At 65.8% G+C, this 16,902-nt stretch carries 13 protein-coding genes; 7 read left to right on the top strand and 6 right to left on the bottom strand.

The annotated features are described in order from the left end of the window. The first annotated feature begins 7 nt into the window (after positions 1–7). Genes GGC64_RS15860 through GGC64_RS15850 form a run of 3 tightly spaced genes read left to right on the top strand, consistent with a single transcriptional unit; the run spans position 8 to position 2,880 of the window. On the top strand, positions 8–994 hold the full coding sequence (locus tag GGC64_RS15860) for a substrate-binding domain-containing protein (RefSeq protein WP_192723439.1): 987 nt from the start codon (positions 8–10) through the stop codon (positions 992–994). Beyond that, positions 994–2,052: an ABC transporter permease gene (locus GGC64_RS15855; protein ID WP_192723438.1), complete on the top strand. Its 1,059-nt coding sequence runs from the start codon at positions 994–996 to the stop codon at positions 2,050–2,052. Before GGC64_RS15860 ends, GGC64_RS15855 begins: the two co-directional genes overlap by 1 nt. 3 nt (positions 2,053–2,055) lie before the next feature. Then, entirely contained in the window at positions 2,056–2,880 is an 825-nt protein-coding gene (locus GGC64_RS15850; protein ID WP_192723437.1) for an ATP-binding cassette domain-containing protein, read from the top strand. Between the two features lie 249 nt (positions 2,881–3,129). Here GGC64_RS15850 and GGC64_RS15845 read toward each other — a convergent pair whose 3' ends face one another. Next, positions 3,130–4,593: a YncE family protein gene (locus tag GGC64_RS15845; RefSeq protein ID WP_192723436.1), complete on the bottom strand. Its 1,464-nt coding sequence runs from the start codon at positions 4,591–4,593 to the stop codon at positions 3,130–3,132. 195 nt (positions 4,594–4,788) lie between these two features. Between GGC64_RS15845 and GGC64_RS15840 the strand changes: the two genes are divergently transcribed. Genes GGC64_RS15840 through GGC64_RS35310 form a run of 4 tightly spaced genes read left to right on the top strand, consistent with a single transcriptional unit; the run spans position 4,789 to position 10,831 of the window. Continuing rightward, positions 4,789–7,431 (top strand): LuxR family transcriptional regulator, encoded by a 2,643-nt coding sequence (locus tag GGC64_RS15840; protein ID WP_192723435.1) that lies wholly within the window; start codon positions 4,789–4,791, stop codon positions 7,429–7,431. Positions 7,432–7,461: 30 nt separating this feature from the next. After that, complete coding sequence (locus GGC64_RS15835) at positions 7,462–8,541, top strand: hypothetical protein (protein WP_192723434.1); 1,080 nt, start codon at positions 7,462–7,464, stop codon at positions 8,539–8,541. Then, positions 8,535–9,233, top strand: a complete 699-nt coding sequence (locus GGC64_RS15830) for a hypothetical protein (protein ID WP_192723433.1) — start codon at positions 8,535–8,537, stop codon at positions 9,231–9,233. The genes GGC64_RS15835 and GGC64_RS15830 overlap by 7 nt, the downstream gene beginning before the upstream one ends. Next, complete coding sequence (locus GGC64_RS35310; RefSeq protein WP_192723432.1) at positions 9,230–10,831, top strand: GMC family oxidoreductase; 1,602 nt, start codon at positions 9,230–9,232, stop codon at positions 10,829–10,831. The genes GGC64_RS15830 and GGC64_RS35310 overlap by 4 nt, the downstream gene beginning before the upstream one ends. Here the strand turns inward: GGC64_RS35310 and GGC64_RS15820 are convergent. The 5 genes from GGC64_RS15820 to GGC64_RS35160 form a co-directional block, all read right to left on the bottom strand. Further along, positions 10,828–11,790 carry a Gfo/Idh/MocA family protein gene (locus tag GGC64_RS15820; RefSeq protein WP_192723431.1) on the bottom strand — a complete coding sequence of 321 codons (963 nt, stop codon included), beginning with the start codon at positions 11,788–11,790 and terminating at the stop codon, positions 10,828–10,830. The two genes, GGC64_RS35310 and GGC64_RS15820, sit on opposite strands and share 4 nt — an antisense overlap. Positions 11,791–11,815: 25 nt before the next feature. Beyond that, on the bottom strand, positions 11,816–12,688 hold the full coding sequence (locus GGC64_RS15815; RefSeq protein ID WP_192723430.1) for a sugar phosphate isomerase/epimerase: 873 nt from the start codon (positions 12,686–12,688) through the stop codon (positions 11,816–11,818). After that, the gene (locus GGC64_RS15810) at positions 12,688–13,692 is read right to left on the bottom strand and encodes a Gfo/Idh/MocA family oxidoreductase (protein WP_192723429.1); all 1,005 of its coding nucleotides are present in this window, start codon (positions 13,690–13,692) and stop codon (positions 12,688–12,690) included. Before GGC64_RS15810 ends, GGC64_RS15815 begins: the two co-directional genes overlap by 1 nt. Next, the gene (locus GGC64_RS15805; RefSeq protein ID WP_192723428.1) at positions 13,689–14,852 is read right to left on the bottom strand and encodes a phytanoyl-CoA dioxygenase family protein; all 1,164 of its coding nucleotides are present in this window, start codon (positions 14,850–14,852) and stop codon (positions 13,689–13,691) included. The genes GGC64_RS15810 and GGC64_RS15805 overlap by 4 nt, the downstream gene beginning before the upstream one ends. Before the next feature lie 142 nt (positions 14,853–14,994). Further along, a complete protein-coding gene (locus GGC64_RS35160) occupies positions 14,995–16,542 on the bottom strand; it encodes a PGRS repeat-containing protein (protein WP_304611096.1) in 1,548 nt (515 codons plus the stop codon). Between the last annotated feature and the right edge of the window lie 360 nt (positions 16,543–16,902).

Here is a 16,902-nt window from a genome sequence, read left to right as displayed (position 1 = left end):
AGAAACAATGAGGTTCAGCCGGCTCGCGGCGATCGCCGGAGCGAGCGTGCTCGTGGTGGGGATTGCATCCTGTTCGAACACTGGCGGAAAGCCGCAGGACAACGGCGGGGGAATGGGCGGCGGCACCGCGGACACGCCGCGAGCCACCATCGCGATGATCACGCATGAGGTGCCTGGCGACTCGTTCTGGGATCTGATTCGCAAGGGTGCGGAAGCCGCTGCGAAGAAGGACAACATCGAGCTGCGCTACTCCAACGATCCCGAGGCGCCGAACCAGGCCAACCTGGTGCAGACCGCGGTGGACAGCGGCGTGAAGGGCATCGCGGTCACTCTGGCCAAACCCGACGCGATGCGCGCTGCCGTGCAGGCTGCCGAAGCGAAGGGCATTCCCGTTGTCGCGTTCAATGCCGGCCTCAAGGACTGGCAGGCGATGGGTGTCAAAGAGTACTTCGGCCAGGACGGCTATATCGCCGGTCAGAGCGCAGGCGACCGGCTCACCAAGGAAGGCGCCAAGAAGGCGATCTGCGTGATCCAGGAACAGGGTCACGTCGACCTGGAGGCGCGCTGCGCCGGCCTGAAGAACACCTTCGCGGCCACCGAGAACCTGAACGTCAACGGCAAGGACATGCCGTCCGTCGAGTCGACGATCACCGCCAAGCTGCAACAGGATCCGAGCATCGACTACATCGTTACGCTCGGCGCCCCGTTCGCGCTCACCGCCGTGCAGTCCGCGAAGAACGCCGGCAGTAAGGCCAAGATCGGCACGTTCGACACCAATGCCGCGCTCGTCGACGCGATCAAGAGCGGAGATGTGCAGTGGGCCGTCGACCAGCAGCCGTTCCTTCAGGGTTACCTGGCGGTCGACTCGTTGTGGCTGTACCTCAACAACGGCAACGTGATCGGCGGTGGTCAGCCGACACTGACCGGGCCGGCGTTCATCGAGAAATCCAACATCGATGCCATCTCCCAGTACGCGAAGAACGGAACGCGCTGATGAGTACCCAGGCCGAGGTCGACCTCAGCCAACGCAAAGTCGTACACGACGAACGCGTCAAGGAACGAAACCGTGTACAGCGCTTGCTGATTCGTCCCGAGATGGGCGCTCTGATCGGCGCGATCGCGATCTTCGTCTTCTTCACGATCGTGGCGCCGCCGTTCCGAAGCCCGGAAGCGCTGGCCACCGTGCTGTATGCCAGCTCGACGATCGGGATCATGGCATGCGCGGTCGCGCTGCTGATGATCGGTGGTGAATTCGACCTGTCATCCGGTGTCGCAGTGACATTCAGTTCACTGGCCGCCTCGATGCTGGCCTACAACCTGCACCTCAACCTGTGGCTTGGCGCTGTGCTGGGGTTGATCCTCGCCCTCGGTGTCGGGTTCCTCAACGGCTACCTGGTGATGAAGACCAAGATCCCCAGCTTCTTGATCACGCTGAGTACGTTCCTGATGATCACTGGCATCAATCTCGCAGTCACCAAGCTGATTTCGGGCCAAGTCGCCACACCGAGCGTGTCGGACATGGAAGGCTGGGATTCGGCAAAGGCGGTGTTCTCGTCGTCGTTCTCGATCGGCAGCGTCAGTGTCCGCATCACGGTGGTGTGGTGGCTGCTGTTCACCGCTGTCGCAACCTATGTGCTGTTCAAGACGAAGGTCGGCAACTGGATCTTCGCTGTCGGTGGCGACCAGGAAAGTGCGCGCGCGGTCGGTGTGCCGGTCACCGCAGTCAAGATCGGCCTGTTCATGTTCGTCGGCTTCTCGGCCTGGTTTGTCGGCATGCATCTGTTGTTCGCGTTCAACACCGTGCAGTCGGGCCAGGGCGTTGGCAACGAGTTCCTGTACATCATTGCCGCGGTCATCGGCGGCTGCCTGCTCACGGGCGGCTACGGCACCGCGATCGGTGCCGCGATCGGCGCGTTCATTTTCGGCATGGTGAACCAGGGCATCGTCTACGCGGGCTGGAACCCCGACTGGTTCAAGTTCTTCCTTGGCGGGATGCTGCTGTTCGCGGTGATCGCCAACAACGCCTTCCGTAACTACGCCGCGAAGAGGTGACCGATGACCGCGACAGTGGATCGTCCAGTGCATGACGCCCCGTCGGGCGGCAAGGTGCCGCTGGTCGAGATGAAGAACATCAGCAAGTCATACGGCAATATCACGGCGCTGAAAGACATTTCGCTGCGTGTACACGCCGGTGAGGTGACCGGAATCCTCGGCGACAACGGCGCAGGCAAGTCGACGCTGATCAAGATCATCGCCGGTTACCACCCGCAGACCGAAGGTGAGCTGCTGGTCGACGGCGAACCGATGACCTTCAACTCGCCGAAGGACTCACTGGCCAAGGGCATCGCGACGGTCTACCAGAACCTCGCTGTCGTGCCGCTGATGCCGGTGTGGCGCAACTTCTTCCTCGGTCAGGAGATCCGGAAGAAAGGCTTCCCGTGGTCGCTCGATTCCAACGCGATGCGTGCGACGACGTTGAGCGAGCTTCACAAGATGGGCATCGATCTTCCCGACGTCGATGTGCCGATCGGTTCGCTGTCGGGCGGTCAGCGCCAATGCGTCGCCATCGCCCGTGCGGTGTTCTTCGGTGCGCGAGTGTTGATCCTGGACGAGCCGACGGCCGCGCTCGGCGTGAAGCAGTCCGGGGTGGTGCTGAAGTACATCACCGCCGCGAAGGAGGCAGGCTTCGGTGTGGTGTTCATTACGCACAATCCGCATCACGCGCATATGGTCGGCGACCACTTCGTGCTGCTCAACCGCGGTCGTCAGAAGCTGGATTGCACGTACGACGACATCACGCTCGAACACCTGACCCAGGAGATGGCCGGCGGCGACGAATTGGAGGCGCTGTCCCACGAACTGCGTGGTAAAGACGCATAACCGACCCTGCTCCTCAACGCGTCGTGACAAACGTTATAAAGCCGTTCACCTGCGCGGCAGCATGGCAGCGCGGCACCCGCTGCACAAAGACGGCACAATGGCAACGTGCACACAGAACCTGAAGCGAAAGCGCACACGCCGGCGTGGCGTGACCCGCTGTCTGCGGGGTTCCGGGCGCACCGTCACCTCTTGCTGCTGCGGCTGCGGTGGCATGAGCGCCGCGCGTCCGACGAAAGCGACCCGCGGCAGCTACAGCGGAATCACGGATAACCCCGCATCGCCCCCGACGTAGACGGCGTTGCGTGCGGGATTGACGGTGACCACCCGCGGCTGGTCCGTCGGTCGTCCAAGTGTCACAGTGCTGACGACGGCCCTGGATGCGACGTCGATGATCGACGCGATCCCATACTCGTTGACGACCACCAACCGATCGCCTGCCGGGCTGATCACGATGAATTGCGGATTGGCGCCCTGGCGTTCGTCGGTCTCGGGTAAAGCGATGTCGTCGACGACCTCGTTGAGGTGGGTGTCGACCACTGAAATCCAGCCGACCTCGGTCGCCTCCTCCGACGACGAGCGCACACCCTGGTTGGCCACATACAGACAACCACCGTCGGGACTCAACGCCGCGGCGGCCGGGATGCTGCGCAGCCCCCGGTCCACCGAGGCGTCAATCTTTATCCGCGCCACCACATTCAGCGACGACGTGTCCACCACTTCGAGTCGGCCGTCGAGATCGTCGATGTCGAGATACAACTGGCCGCTGCCGCCCGCGAGGATGGGTTGACTGATGAAGGCGGGCGCGTCGTTGAGACCGAACGAGCCGAGCTCGACGCCGGTGTCGGCGTCCAGGATCACCACTCCCGCCGTGACGTTGGTTTGCCCGAGCCGATCGTCGGCGCAGATGTAGATGCGCTCACCTGCGGCAAACATCGCAATCGAATCGCCACCCGCGACGGTGCCGACCAACACGCGAGTGTCGGGGTCCACGATGAGTACCGCCGGATCGGTCATCTGTGCATACAGTCGTGACCCGTTGGGGCTGAGGGCAATTGAGGTTGGCGTACCGAAGCCGACGGGTAGCGTGCCCTCGAGCCGAAGCGAGTCGACCACGCGGTTGCGGGTGGCGCTGCCCTCGGCGATGTCCACGACGCGGATGGCAGCGGCGTTGCGGTCGGCGACATACAACCTCGACGAATCAGGGCTGGTCGCAAGGCTTGTCGGGCTGACCTCCGAAAGAACGATCGTCTTGATCACCGCGTTGGTTGCGGTGTCGACGACGTCGACCGAGCATGCGTCGACACCCGAGGTGTCCCGATGCGACGCAACGTAGGCGTAGCGCCCGCCCGGCGACAGCGCGATGTCGCACACCGGGCCGATACCGGCCACCGTCTGCACCGCGGCGCTTCGTGCCTCGTCGACGTCGGGTGTGCGGACCGGCGCGACCGCCGTCGACGAGCAGCGTTCCCGACGCCGGAAAATCGAGCGCATCCGCCCGGCGCGCGTCAGACCCGGCATCGACCCGGAACCGCCGCCCATCGAAGGTCGGCGCCCCAACGCCACGAGGATGGCCGAGATCACCCCGGTCCAGCCTGCCGAAGCTGGGATCTGTTCCGGCGCGGAGTTCAGCGCAGGGGGCGCGGGCATCGCGATCGCTATCCCGAGGGCGAGCGCCGCTGCACCCGCACGAGCGAGGAATCCTGCTGCGCCCAACCGTCCATCTCCTGTCCTCCCCCGGAAGTTCGCGGAGTTTGCTCCGCACCTGCAGGCTAGGGATCCCCGGACCCGCAAAACACGCGTAGTCCACTACCTGTTTTGAGCTACTGCAGATCACGGCGGGCAGCCGTGCTCCGCGACAGTTTGCTCGTATACAGGGAGAAAACCGATCGCCCGTCATAGGATTCGCCAATGGCCATGGAATGGCGCACGATTCCGCGCGGGCAGTCGCTGGGCCTTTTGGAGTCGACCCTGAAAAGCAAGAACCGCCTCGGTGCGGTGCTTGCGGGTTCGGCCGGAGTTGGCAAAACGGTGCTTGCCCGGCACGCCGTCGAGCGATTTGCTCAACGACACGGCGGTGTATCCGTCCAGTGGCTCGCAGGCACCGCATCGGCCAGCCAGATCCCGTTCGGCGCATTCAGCCATCTGGTGGACGTCGCCGGTGTCGGCGATTCTCCGACGCTGCTGCGGTCGGCCCGCGCTTCGCTGCTGCAGCATGGCGGCCAGGGTCTGCTCCTTGCCATCGACGACGCCCATCACCTGGACAATCTGTCCGCGACACTGGTGCATCAGCTGGCGCTGACCGGGTCGGCGCGGTTCGTGATCACCGTCAGGACCGGTGAGTCCGCGCCCGATGCCATCACGTCGCTGTGGAAAGACCGGCTGCTCGACCGGATGGACATCGAGCCGTTCGACTGTCCACAGACAAAAAGTTTGCTGGAAGCTGTCCTCGGCGGGCCGATGGAGACGTCCAGCGCGGACGAGGTATTTTCCGCCAGCCAGGGAAATCCGCTCTATTTGCGTCATCTGACAGAAAGCGCGATTGACTCGGGAGCATTGCGCGAAGTCGACGGCGTTTGGCAATTGCGCGGCCATATCGGGCTGTCGGCCGAACTGTCGGCATTGATTGGCCGTCGTCTCGAGGCGCTGCCCTCCTCGGTGACGTCGGTACTGGAGTATCTGGCGGTCGAGGAGCCGCTGAGCCTGCGGGATTTGACCGAACTCGCGGGCCGCGACGCCCTGGAGGAGGCCGAGGACCTGCGCGTCATCGAGGTCGTCAAGCGTGGCGACGACCTGGTCGTGCACTCGGCGCATCCGCTCTATGCCGAGCAGGTGCGGGCATCGCTTGGTCAGATCGCCACCCGTCGGCTGCGTACCCAACTGGTCGCGCAATTGTCGTCGACGCCGATCGAGCACGTCAGCGCCAGATTGCGGTTGGCTGCGTTGGCGATCGAAAGCGATACGCCGCCCCCCGTCGACGATGTGGTCACCTCGTCGTGGGAAGCCATGCGGCTGGGCGACCTGTTGCTCGGGGAGCGCCTGGCGCAAAGCGCCCTCGACCGGTCGGGCGGCCTCTCCGCGAGGCTGCCGCTCGCACACGCCCTGTCCTGGCTTGGCAGGGGTCCCGATGCCGACGACGTGCTGAACCCCGTCGAGCCCGACAGCCTTTCGGAGTGGGACCTCACCGCGTGGACGCTGCCGAAGGCGGCCAACCAGTTCTGGATGCTCGACCAGCCCGAGGCGGCTGTCGATTTCCTGTACGCGATGCGTGACCGCATATCGGAGCCCGCGGCCGTGGCCACCCTCGACGCGTTGGTCGCGACGTTCGCGATGAACTCCGGCGATCCGCGGCGAGCGGTCGAGATCGCAGGCGAGGTGCTCGATTCCTCAGCCAGCCAGGACCTCGCGGTCGCATGGGCGGCGGCCACCGCGGCGTTGTCGAGCGCCCGCATGGGCAGGTTCGACGACGTCGGCCCGTTGGCCGAACGGGGCCTGGCCACACCGCATCCCGGCCTGCTGCGGTTCACGATTGGGCTCGGCGAGATCACCACGCTGCTGATGACCAAAAGCGTGGTGCATGCACAGCGACTGGCGCGCCACTTCATGGAGTTCTCCGAATTGCAGCAGCCGGGTCGTGCGATCGGCGAAGTCCTCCTCGCGCGGACCTTGATCGCGTCGGGGGAGTTCGACCTCGCGACGTCGCTGCTGCGTCAATCCGCTGCCGCGCTGTCGGAGACCGGCTACTCGTGGGGCCCGCTCGCGCTGATGTATTTGGCGCAGGCGCTCGGTCAGCAGGGCGACGCGGCGGGATCGGCAGAGATCTTGGCGCGCGCAGAATCTCGGCACAGTCTGCGGTCGGAACTGTATGCGCCCGAGTTGGCGCTTGGACGGGCGTGGACGCTGGCCGCCGGCCGCAACATGACCGGTGCGATCAGCGCGGCGCGCGATGCGGCCCGGATCGCGGAGCGGTCGGGACAGCTGGCGGTCGCCCTGCAGGCATTGCACGAGGCCGTTCGGCTCGGCGATACCACGGCCGCCGATGCCATCGCGCGGGTGGCCGCAGGCCTCGACTGCGTCGCAGGCAGGGCCGCGTTGGCCCACGGGAGGGCGCTGGCCGCCGGTGACGCCGACGGATTGACAACTGTCGCAAGCGAACTCGCCGAGCTCGGGATGAAGTGCGCAGCGGCCGACGCAGCAGCGCAGGCGGCCAAGGTGTTCGCCGCCCGCCACGAGCGCAAGGGTGAGGTGGAGGCCATGGCCCGCGCCGCCGAACTCGCAGGCGGTGCATCGACGCCCGCGCTCGATCAGGTGCTGAATCCGTTGCCGCTGACCGGGCGAGAACTCGAGATCGCGATCATGGTGTCGGAGGGGATGACCAACAAGGCCATCGCCGAGCGGTTGTCCGTTTCGGTGCGCACGGTCGAGGGACATATCTATCGCGCCTGCATGAAACTCAACGTCGCCGACCGCACCCTGCTGGCCGAGGTCGTCGCGGCGGCAAAAACGAGTACCGGACTACGCAAGACACCCCCGCGTTCGCCGAGCACGCTGTAGCTCGGCAACCGGGTATGTGCAGGGGGGCAGATGGTCAGTGCAAATGGGCAGGTCAAATCGACGACCCTGGCGCCCGACTCGCTCGAGCCGATCCCGCATGACCGCTTCGAGACCATCGAGTTCCGCGCGCGGGACGGTCTCATGCTCAATTTCAAGCACCTGCCCGGCGACGGGGAACCGCTGCTGATGGTCGCCGGCACGGGCACCCGTGCCAACCTCTGGAATCCGCCGACGGACAATCTGCTGAAGCAGTTGACCAAGAATGGGTTTGACCTATGGATGCTCAACTGGCGCTCCAGCATCGACCTGCCCGCCGTCAGGTACACACTCGACGACGCCGCCGTGCTCGACATGCCGAGCGCGGTCGCGGAGGTGCTGAAGCACACCGGCAGGAGCAGCGTCAAAGCTCTCATTCACTGCCAGGGTTCCTGCGCGTTCATGATGGCGATCACTGCCGGACTGCTCCCGGACGTGTCCATGGTGATTTCGAATTCGTCGGCCCTGCACCCCGTCATGCCGTGGCAGGCCCGACTGAAACTGCCACTGGCCGTTGCCTTTTTGAACGCTGAGAAGGTCACGGGCATCAACCCGCAATGGGGATTGCATGCGCCGCGACTGTTGCCCAAGATCCTCGACTGGTACGTCAAGGCCACCCATGACGAATGCGACAACGGGGTGTGCAATCACACCAGCTTCATGTATGGCTACGGCCACCCGACCCTGTGGCGCCACGAGAACCTCAACGACGAGACCCACGAATGGATCAAGGGCGAATTCGGTCAGGTGCCGATGACGTACTACGGACATATCGCCGACGCCTCGGCCGCGGGCGAGATGGTATCGACAGGGAAATACTCCGAGCTGCCACCGCTGTTCACCGCCGAAGCGCCGAAGACCGACGCGCGCTTCGTCTTCATGACAGGCGACAGGAACCAGACCTTCTTGCCCGCCGGCATGGCGCGCACGTTCGAGTACTACGAGCGCCATCAGCCGGGCAAACACACATTCCAAAAGCTCGCCGGCTACGGGCATCTCGACGTGTTTCTCGGCCAGTACTCCAACCGGGACGTGTTCCCGTTCATCCTCGATGAATTGCGGAAGCCATGGTGATGCACGCGGATCAGCCGATCGAAACCGACCCGGATGGCGGCTACGACGCGCCGAGTTCCGCCGATGTTCGCAAGACGGTGCTGTTCGGCCGGCCGGGATTGCGCTTCGGTGAAGTGATGAGCGGCATGATCACCATGGGCTGCACGGAGCCCAGCAAGGGCTACCAGGACGACGCGGCGATCGCAATGCGACTCGAGGTCACTGTCGACGTGCCGAATCTCCCTGCGTTCCTTAGGGATCCGAGTCATCGCGGCCGCTGGTCGGCGGCGGGCTCGATCCCGGTGCTCGGCGGCGACATCGAGGGTACGGGAGTCGGTGACTTCCGGCTCTTCCAGCGTGCCATCAGGAACGAAAAGGGTGTTCGCGAGATGGTGTACGACTCGATCATCTCCGTAGGTGACCAAACGTTTTGCATGCGCGGCCGCAAGTACATGGAGCCGTCGCCGCCCTGGCGCCTGTGGCCCGCCACCACGACGCTTCATGTCCAGTTGTTCCCGCTCGCAGGCGAACGCGGCCAAGCCGTGGGCGCAGGCATTCTGCGGCTGACCCTGCGGGACTTCGTGCGTCAACTCCTGTCGATGAGGATCACCGGCAAGGTCAGGTGGTACGACAAACTGCGTCATCTGTTCTCGTTCTACCGATTCTTCGTGTCGTCACTTGTCAACACGTACCTCAAAGGCCGTCGGTGGTGACCGACGAGCCTGCCGACGTCGTGATCGTCGGAAGTGGATTCGGGGGCGCGGTTGCCGCCTGCCACCTTGCCGACGAAGGCCGCTCAGTGGTGGTGCTCGAACGTGGTCGCGACTGGTCGGAACAGATGACGCCGCAACGACCGTGGGACTACTTGTATTCCAGCAGGATTCCGCAGTGGCTCAACGGCTGGTTGGACATCCGTTTCTTTCACCAGATGGTGGTGGCGACCGGCGCAGGCGTCGGCGGTGGCTCCCTGATTTACGCCAACGTCTGTGTGAACGCGCCGGACCGAGTGTTCCGCAGCGGGTGGCCGTCGGAGATCACCGCCGAAGAACTGGAGCCGTACTACGCCGCCGTCGGCAAAATGCTGAATCCGCAACCTGTTCCGGAGGGTCAATTCAACCCAAGGATGGACCTGCTGAGTAAAGCGGCCGGCAAGTTGGGGGCACAGGCCCGGTATCGGCCGCTACCGCTAGCGGTGACGTTCGACAACGCGGCACCCCCCACGAAGGGCCATCCGTGGGAGCCGGCGCGGGCATACGCAACCGGAACCTGCGTGCATTGCGGCAACTGTGTGATCGGCTGCGAAAACGACGCCAAGAACACGCTCGACAAGAACTATCTCAAGAACGCGAGGGGCAACGGCGCCAAGATCAAGACGCACTCGATGGTCACGCACATCGGGAAAGGGCCCAACGGAGCGTGGCGCGTGCACTATCTCGACATCCGGGGCGGTTGCCGCCGCAAGCGCGAGATCGTCGGAAAGATCGTCATTCTGGCGGCCGGATCGCTGGGTTCGACCGAGATCCTGTTGCGCTCGCGCGACGGATTCGGAACGCTGAAGAATCTTCCCCGTGCGCTGGGCAGGGGCTGGAGTCCCAATGGCGACTTCCTCACCTTGGCCCGCTACAAGGGACGCTCCGCGCTGCAACCCACGAAGGGCCCCACCATCGGCGGAGTGATCGACTTCCTCGATGGCGTCGATCTGCCAGGCGACGACATGGTCGGATTCGATGGACGCATCTACGTCGAGGACGGCGGCCTGCCGAATCTCGGTGCGCATCTACTGAGACGCTGGGAGAAGAAGGGCGCACTGCGGCGCCGGCTGTACCAGAAGGCCAGTGACCTCACCGATTTCGACCACATGATCCCATGGTTCGGCCAGTCGATCGACGCCGCTGACGGTGAATTCTCGATGCGGAGCAGGTTCAAGTTCTGGCGCGCCAGAACACAGCTGAATTGGAATCCGCAAGGATCGGCTAGCGCGCTGGACACGTTCAACGACATCCATGTCGCGATGACGCTCGCGACCGAGGGCACGCCGATCCCGTTGATCACCTGGAAACGCCTGCGAATGCTGGTGACACCACACCCGCTGGGCGGGTGCAACATGGCCGCCGCCGCCGGAGCAGGGGTGACCAATCACATGGGCGAGGTGTTTGATCACCGCAATCTGTTCGTGATGGACGGTTCGGTGATCCCGAGGGCCATCGGGCGAAACCCGTCCAAAACCATTGCCGCCGTGGCCGAGCGCAGCTGCACGAAACTGCGCGAGCAGCTGCCCAACCGACTCAACGGCAAGACCACTATCGTCTAGCGCGGCGACATCCCGGCGGCGCGGTAGGCGGCGTCGATGTACGCCATGTTCTCTACCGCGTCCGCTGTATCCAGTGGCAGTGGTGCGCCGTTCTGCACGTGGGCGGCAAACGCTTCGAGCTGATAGGTGTACGACGGCCGGGTGCCAAGCCGTTCGACGGTGGTGCCGTCCGGAGTGTTGATCGTCAGGCGGTCGTCGTCGTGTGGCTTGATGAAGTTGTGCACCAACACATCTCCGTGAGCACCGACGATGCGGAGGGTGAACGCGTAGTCGTCGGCGACCATCGAGTTCGCGCTCAGGCCGGTGGCGCCGCCCGGGAACGCCAGATCGACGTCGCACCAGGCATCTACGCCGGGGCTGCGTTGTTCGGCGTGGGCGCGGACGATTGACGGATGCCCAAGCCGCCGCATCACGTGAAGGCCGTAGCAGCCCAGGTCCATCAGCGCGCCACCGGCCAACTCCAGCGACCAGCGCGGGTCGTCGTCGCTTGGCGCCGGCATGGCCATCCGCGCTTCGACGTGCACCAGCTCACCGAGCGTGCCGTCACCCGCCAGTTCCAATGCGCGGCGGGTGGCGGGATGAAAGAGGTAATGAAACCCCTCCATCACAGTGATGCCTGCGGCGTCGGCGGCCGCGGCGACCCGCTGCGCTTCTGCCCGGTCACGGGCGAACGGCTTTTCGGTCAGCACCGGTTTACCCGCCGCGACGGCCGCCAGATTCCACGGCGCATGCAACGCATTGGCCAGCGGGTTGTAAACGGCGTCGACCTCGGGGTCGTTGACGACATCGGTGTAGGTCGCCAAAACCCGTTCCACACCGTGCTTTTCGGCGAACAGCTCGGCTCGTCGCGGGTCACGCGCCGCGACGGCCACCAGCCGGTGGCCCAACTCATGCGCGGGTCCGACGATCGCGAGCTCGGCGATCCGCGACGCCCCGAGCACCCCGATGCGCAGACTCATGCTCGACTCCCGCTCGTCTTCGGCCTCATACCGGAACCGACCGCCCCACCTCGCTGATGTACTCGACACTGGTCCGGACGTCGCGCAGCGGTCCCTCGTCGGCTGGCTCTCCGTCGAGGATGGTGTCCTGCTCCATCACGAACCAGCCGTCAAAGCCGTTGCTGCGCAACGCCGTGACGATGCCTGCGATGTCGACGTCGCCGCTGCCGAGCGGGGTGTACATCCCTTCGCGAACCGCGTCGGTGTAGGTCAGCTCACCGGACTGGACGCGGGCGGCCAGCGCGGCGTCGACATCCTTGAGGTGAGTGTGCGCGATGCGGTCAGGCACCTCGCGGGCCAGCTGCAGCGGGTCGGTTCCGCCGATCAGCAGGTGCCCGGTATCGAGGCACAGCTTGATCTGGGAACCGGCGAGCACGCGGTCGACGTCGGCGCGCGTCTCCACCATCGTGCCGACGTGGGGGTGCAGCACTGCGAGCACACCCTTGTCGGCTGCCGCGGCCGCGAGCCGGTCCAGATTGCCCAGCAGGGTTGCCCATTGGTCGTCATCGAGTGCCGGGCGGGAGTCATAGCCGTCCGTGCCGGTGGCGGCTGCCAGCACCAGCACATCGGCCCCGCAGGCCAAGAGTGCCTCGAGCGGGCCTGCGATGTCGGCCAGTGGATCGTGCTCGGCGTCATGCAGCAGGACCGGTGCGAACGTGCCCACACAGCTGAGCCCGAACGAGTCGAGCAGCGCAGTCAGCTCGCCCGGATCCGAGGGCAAGAATCCCTCTGGCCCGAGTTCGGTTGCGGCCAAACCCACGTCGCGCATCTCTGTGAGGACGCGGTGTGGGCTGAGCTGATAGCCCCATCCCGGCACCTCGCACACACCCCACGAAATCGGTGCGCCAGCGATTTTCACTATGACCTCACTTCTTCGATTCGTACCGGGGTGCCCCGGCGAAGTGATTCGGTCGCGGCCTCGGCCAGCCAGGCCACCTCGACCGCGTCGGCCACCGTGCAGGCAGGCGCGGCGGTGCCGTTGACCACGTCGACGAACGCGCTCAACTCGGCGCGGAACGCGTCGGTGAAGCGATCCATGAAGAAATGGTGCGCAGGCCCGGTCGGAAACTCGTTGGCCGGGTCGGCGTTTCGCACCGGTGCGCCCTGGTCCCAGCCGGCGACCACGGTGTCGTGGAAACCGTGCACCTCGAGTCGGCAGTCGTAGCCGCGGCCGTTGTAGCGGGCCGCAGATATGAGGCCGAGCGTGCCCTGATCGAACCTCACCACGACGGCGGCCGTGTCGACGTCGCCGTATTCGGTGAACCGGGGGTCGCCCTGCACGCTGCCCGTCGCGTATACCTCGACAGCCTGCTGGCCGGTGATCCAGCGCAACACATCGAAATCGTGTACCGCGCAGTCGCGGAAGATGCCACCCGAACCCGCGATGTATTCCATCGGTGGGGGAGCGGGATCCATCGTCGTGCTGCGCACGGTGTGCAGCAGACCCAGTGAGCCGTCGTCGACTGCGCGCTTGGCGGCGGCGAACGCCGCGTCGAACCGCCTCTGGTAGCCGACCTGAACCGGCACACCGGACCGGGCGATCACGTCGGCGACGCGGGCACTCTCGGCTGCGGTGGCGGCGATCGGCTTCTCGCAGAAGGTCGGCAGACCGCGGTGCACGGCGGCCAGCGTCAGCTCCGCATGCGCGGGCGTGGCCGCAGACACCACGACGCCGTCGATGCCTGAGGACAGCAGCTCCTCAACCGAATCCGCCGGTTTGGCACCATGTTTGGCGGCGACGGCGGCGACCACATCGGCGCGCTCGTCGGCGACGACGAGGCCGTCGACGCCCTCTAGGCCGGACAACGTCTCGGTGTGGAAGGCGCCGATGCGGCCCAGTCCGATTACCCCGAGGGTGGTCATGGCATTCTCCGATCATCCTGGTCGCGCAGCGCGACATCGAGTTGTTCTGCGGTGAGGTCGTCGGCCAACGCCGAAAGCACTGTGTCGACCTGACTGGGTGGCGCCAGGCTGCCGATCGGCTGGTCGCTGTCCAGATTGGTGGGAAACGCGTAGCCCTCGGCGGTGGCCACCACCGCATTGAGCAGCTCGCGCTGCGGGCGGCCCGCAGCCTTCATCGCGAGCAGCGCGGGGTACACCGCACGCACCATCGCGGTGCGGTCCAGCGCTTCCATCGCGCGACCGAACGGTGAGGAGATCTGCAACAGATTCGCCATCCGGCGAAGGTGGCTCGAAACATTCGATCCTGCACCGTGATACAGCGCGGGATTGAAGAACACCGCGTCGCCTTTGGCCAGTGGCAGCTGGACGTGATGCTCGGCGAAGAAGTCGACGAATTCGGGTCGGTTGAAGGCCAGATAGCCGCCCTCGAACTGCTGTGAGAACGGCAGTAACATCGTCGGGCCGCTCTCGACCGGCATATCGCAGTGCGCGACTGCGCCCTGCAAGGTCAGCACCGGCGAGGTGCGATGTAAATGGGCGGGGTAGGCAGTCAGGTGCTCGTCGGGTACGAAGCCGAGGTGATAGTCCCGATGCGGAACCTGTTGTTGCCCACCGGGATTGACGACGTTGACCTGTGAGGTGACCTGATACCGCGGACCCAGCCACGCCTGGCAGACCACAGCGAGTGCGTCGTTGGCGTAGTAGTCGGCGAACACATGCGGGTCGTGCAGCGCGAGCTTCTGCGCAGCGTTCCAGATCCTGTCGTTGGCGCCGGGCTTGCCGAAGTGGTCACCGGCCGCGGTGCCCGCCGCGCGCTGCGCTTCGATGATCGCGAAGAACGCGTCGCTGGTCCGATCGACCACTTCGGCGTCGAACGCACCCTCGAAGACCACGACGCCTGGCCCGTCAGCAAGCGCCCGAATCAATTCCGATTGCAGTGCTCGCCGGTCTGCGTTGGCGACAGTGCTCGCCGAGTAGACGAGCACATTGCTTCGCACATCGGTCGCCATCGGGTACTCGGCGCGATCGGTAATGCGCAACACCTGTGCGCGGAAGTCGTCGAGGCGCAAGTCGGCCTCATCGATCCACGCGCAGTGCGTAGCGCGAGCGGCTGCGGTCATGCCGAATAGTCTTGCTGTGACGGCGACCGCATTCAACGCCAAAAATCCATCAAAAAGCCATCACAGCTTCGGCGCCTGCTGCGCGCGCGCTCGGGGGCGCCGGTAGGTACCGACGCCCCCGAGGTTGAACCCGCGTAGCGGTTTAGGCGCTGCCGCCTGCGCCGCCTGCGCCACCACCGCCGCCAGAACCGCCGGACTGGCCGGAGTTACCAGTGCCGCCGCTGCCGGTGCCGCCGGTCGCGCCGGCTGCGCCGCTGCCGTCGGTGCCGCCCTTGCCTCCGGCGCCGCCATGGCCTCCGACTCCACCGGTGCCGACGCTGCCGGCTGCCCCGGTGGTTTCACCGAAGCCGCCCGCGCCTGCCGCACCGCCTGATCCGCCGGATCCGCCCGAGCCGCCGCTGCCGCCGTCGCCGGCCGCGCCTGCCGTGCCGCTGCCGGCACCACCGGTGCCTGCTGCCCCGCCGTTGCCGCCGTTGCCGCCCGTGCCGCCCGTGCCGCCCGCGGCGCCGGAGCCGCCGTTGCCGCCAGTGCCGCCGGCATTCTTCAGGGTTGAGCCGCCGGTGCCGCCGGCGCCGCCACTGCCGCCGTTCGCAGCGTCGCCGCCATCGCCGCCGGTGCCGCCCGCGCCGCCACTGCCGCCAACACCGAAGGCGCCGCCGCTGCCGCCGCTGCCACCGTTGCCGCCTGCAGTGCCGCTCGTACCGCTGACTCCGACTGCGCCGTTGCCGCCGTTTCCGCCCTTCCCGCCTGCGCTGTCGGGCAGGTTAGTCGGATCGCTTCCGCCCATGCCGCCGTTGCCGCCGTTGCCGCCGTTGGCAACAGCGCTGCCGCCGTTGCCGCCGCCACCGGCGAGGTGAGCTGTAGTGCCTACAGCGCCGGTGCCGCCGTTGCCGCCGTTGCCGCCGTCACCGCCGCCTGCGCCGCCGTTGCCGCCGAGGCCGAAGTTCTGCCCGTTGCCGCCGACGCCGCCCGTGCCGCCGTTCTGCAGGCCGACACCTGAGTGGCCGTTGGTTGCCGCCGACACGCCATCGACGCCGTTGGTGCCGTTGGCAGCCGTGTTCAACGTCGCCGGGTTGACGCCGTTGATGCCGGCTCCACCCTGGCCGCCATTCCCGCCCGAGCCGCCGTTTCCGATGAACATCGAGCCTTTGCCGCCGTTGCCGCCATTGCCGCCCGCGACGCTGGCGTTGCCGTTCGCACCGTTGCCGCCGTTGCCGCCGTTGCCAAGGAACAGTCCGCTGTTGCCGCCGTTGCCCCCGTTTGCTCCAGGCGTAGTCGCGTTGTAGCCGTCTCCGCCACTACCCGCGAACAGCCCGCCGTTGAAGCCGTTGGGATGTGCGGCGGTGCCGTCGGCGCCGTTGCCTATGAAGATGTTGAGGCCCGGGATCTGACCGGCGAGGTCGAGGAAGGCATCCGACGCGCCAAACGGATCAGAAAGGTTGGGTGCAAGCGACGAAGTGAGCAGGCTGGATGCGCCGATTGCATCGCAGCCGAAGAGGCTTGTGCCCCCGCATACCTGGCCAAATGGTTCGGCCGCCGGCGCGGCATGCGCTACGCCGGACGAGAAAATCAACGCCGCCGCGGGAGCGGCAAGGACGATGCCTGCCCCGCCGATCGCCGCCGTCGCGAAAGTGCGAGCAGTCTTTGGCGACTGGCGGTCGCCGGGACCTCGCTTGCTTCGACTGGACATTAAGACCCCCTTCGTGGTGGGCAGGTCGCACGCCTTACCCGTCTTTTACTGGACATTTCAGAGCTTCGGTTGGTGCAGGCAGATTGGCGCGAGTAGTTCCCTACTCGAATATTTCGGTTGCAACTACTGCAGTGATGCGGGGCCGTCGGCTACCCAGGGCGCCGCTCGCCACGGTTGCTGCGAATGCGATGTTCTTTGCTATGTCAACGGCCACAGTCCGGAGCGTTGGCAGCAAAACAGGCGACGAGAAATAGGGGGTGTGCCCGACAAATTGGCCCGCGAGAGGGACGTGCAGCGACGAAAGGCCGCCTCCCACGCCGGCGTGTGACACCCTGGCTTCAGCATCAGAAAGCCATCAGA

The organism is Mycobacterium sp. OAS707 (assembly GCF_014873705.1).
Taxonomy (GTDB): domain Bacteria; phylum Actinomycetota; class Actinomycetes; order Mycobacteriales; family Mycobacteriaceae; genus Mycobacterium.
This window is presented reverse-complemented; position numbering and strand designations above follow the sequence as displayed.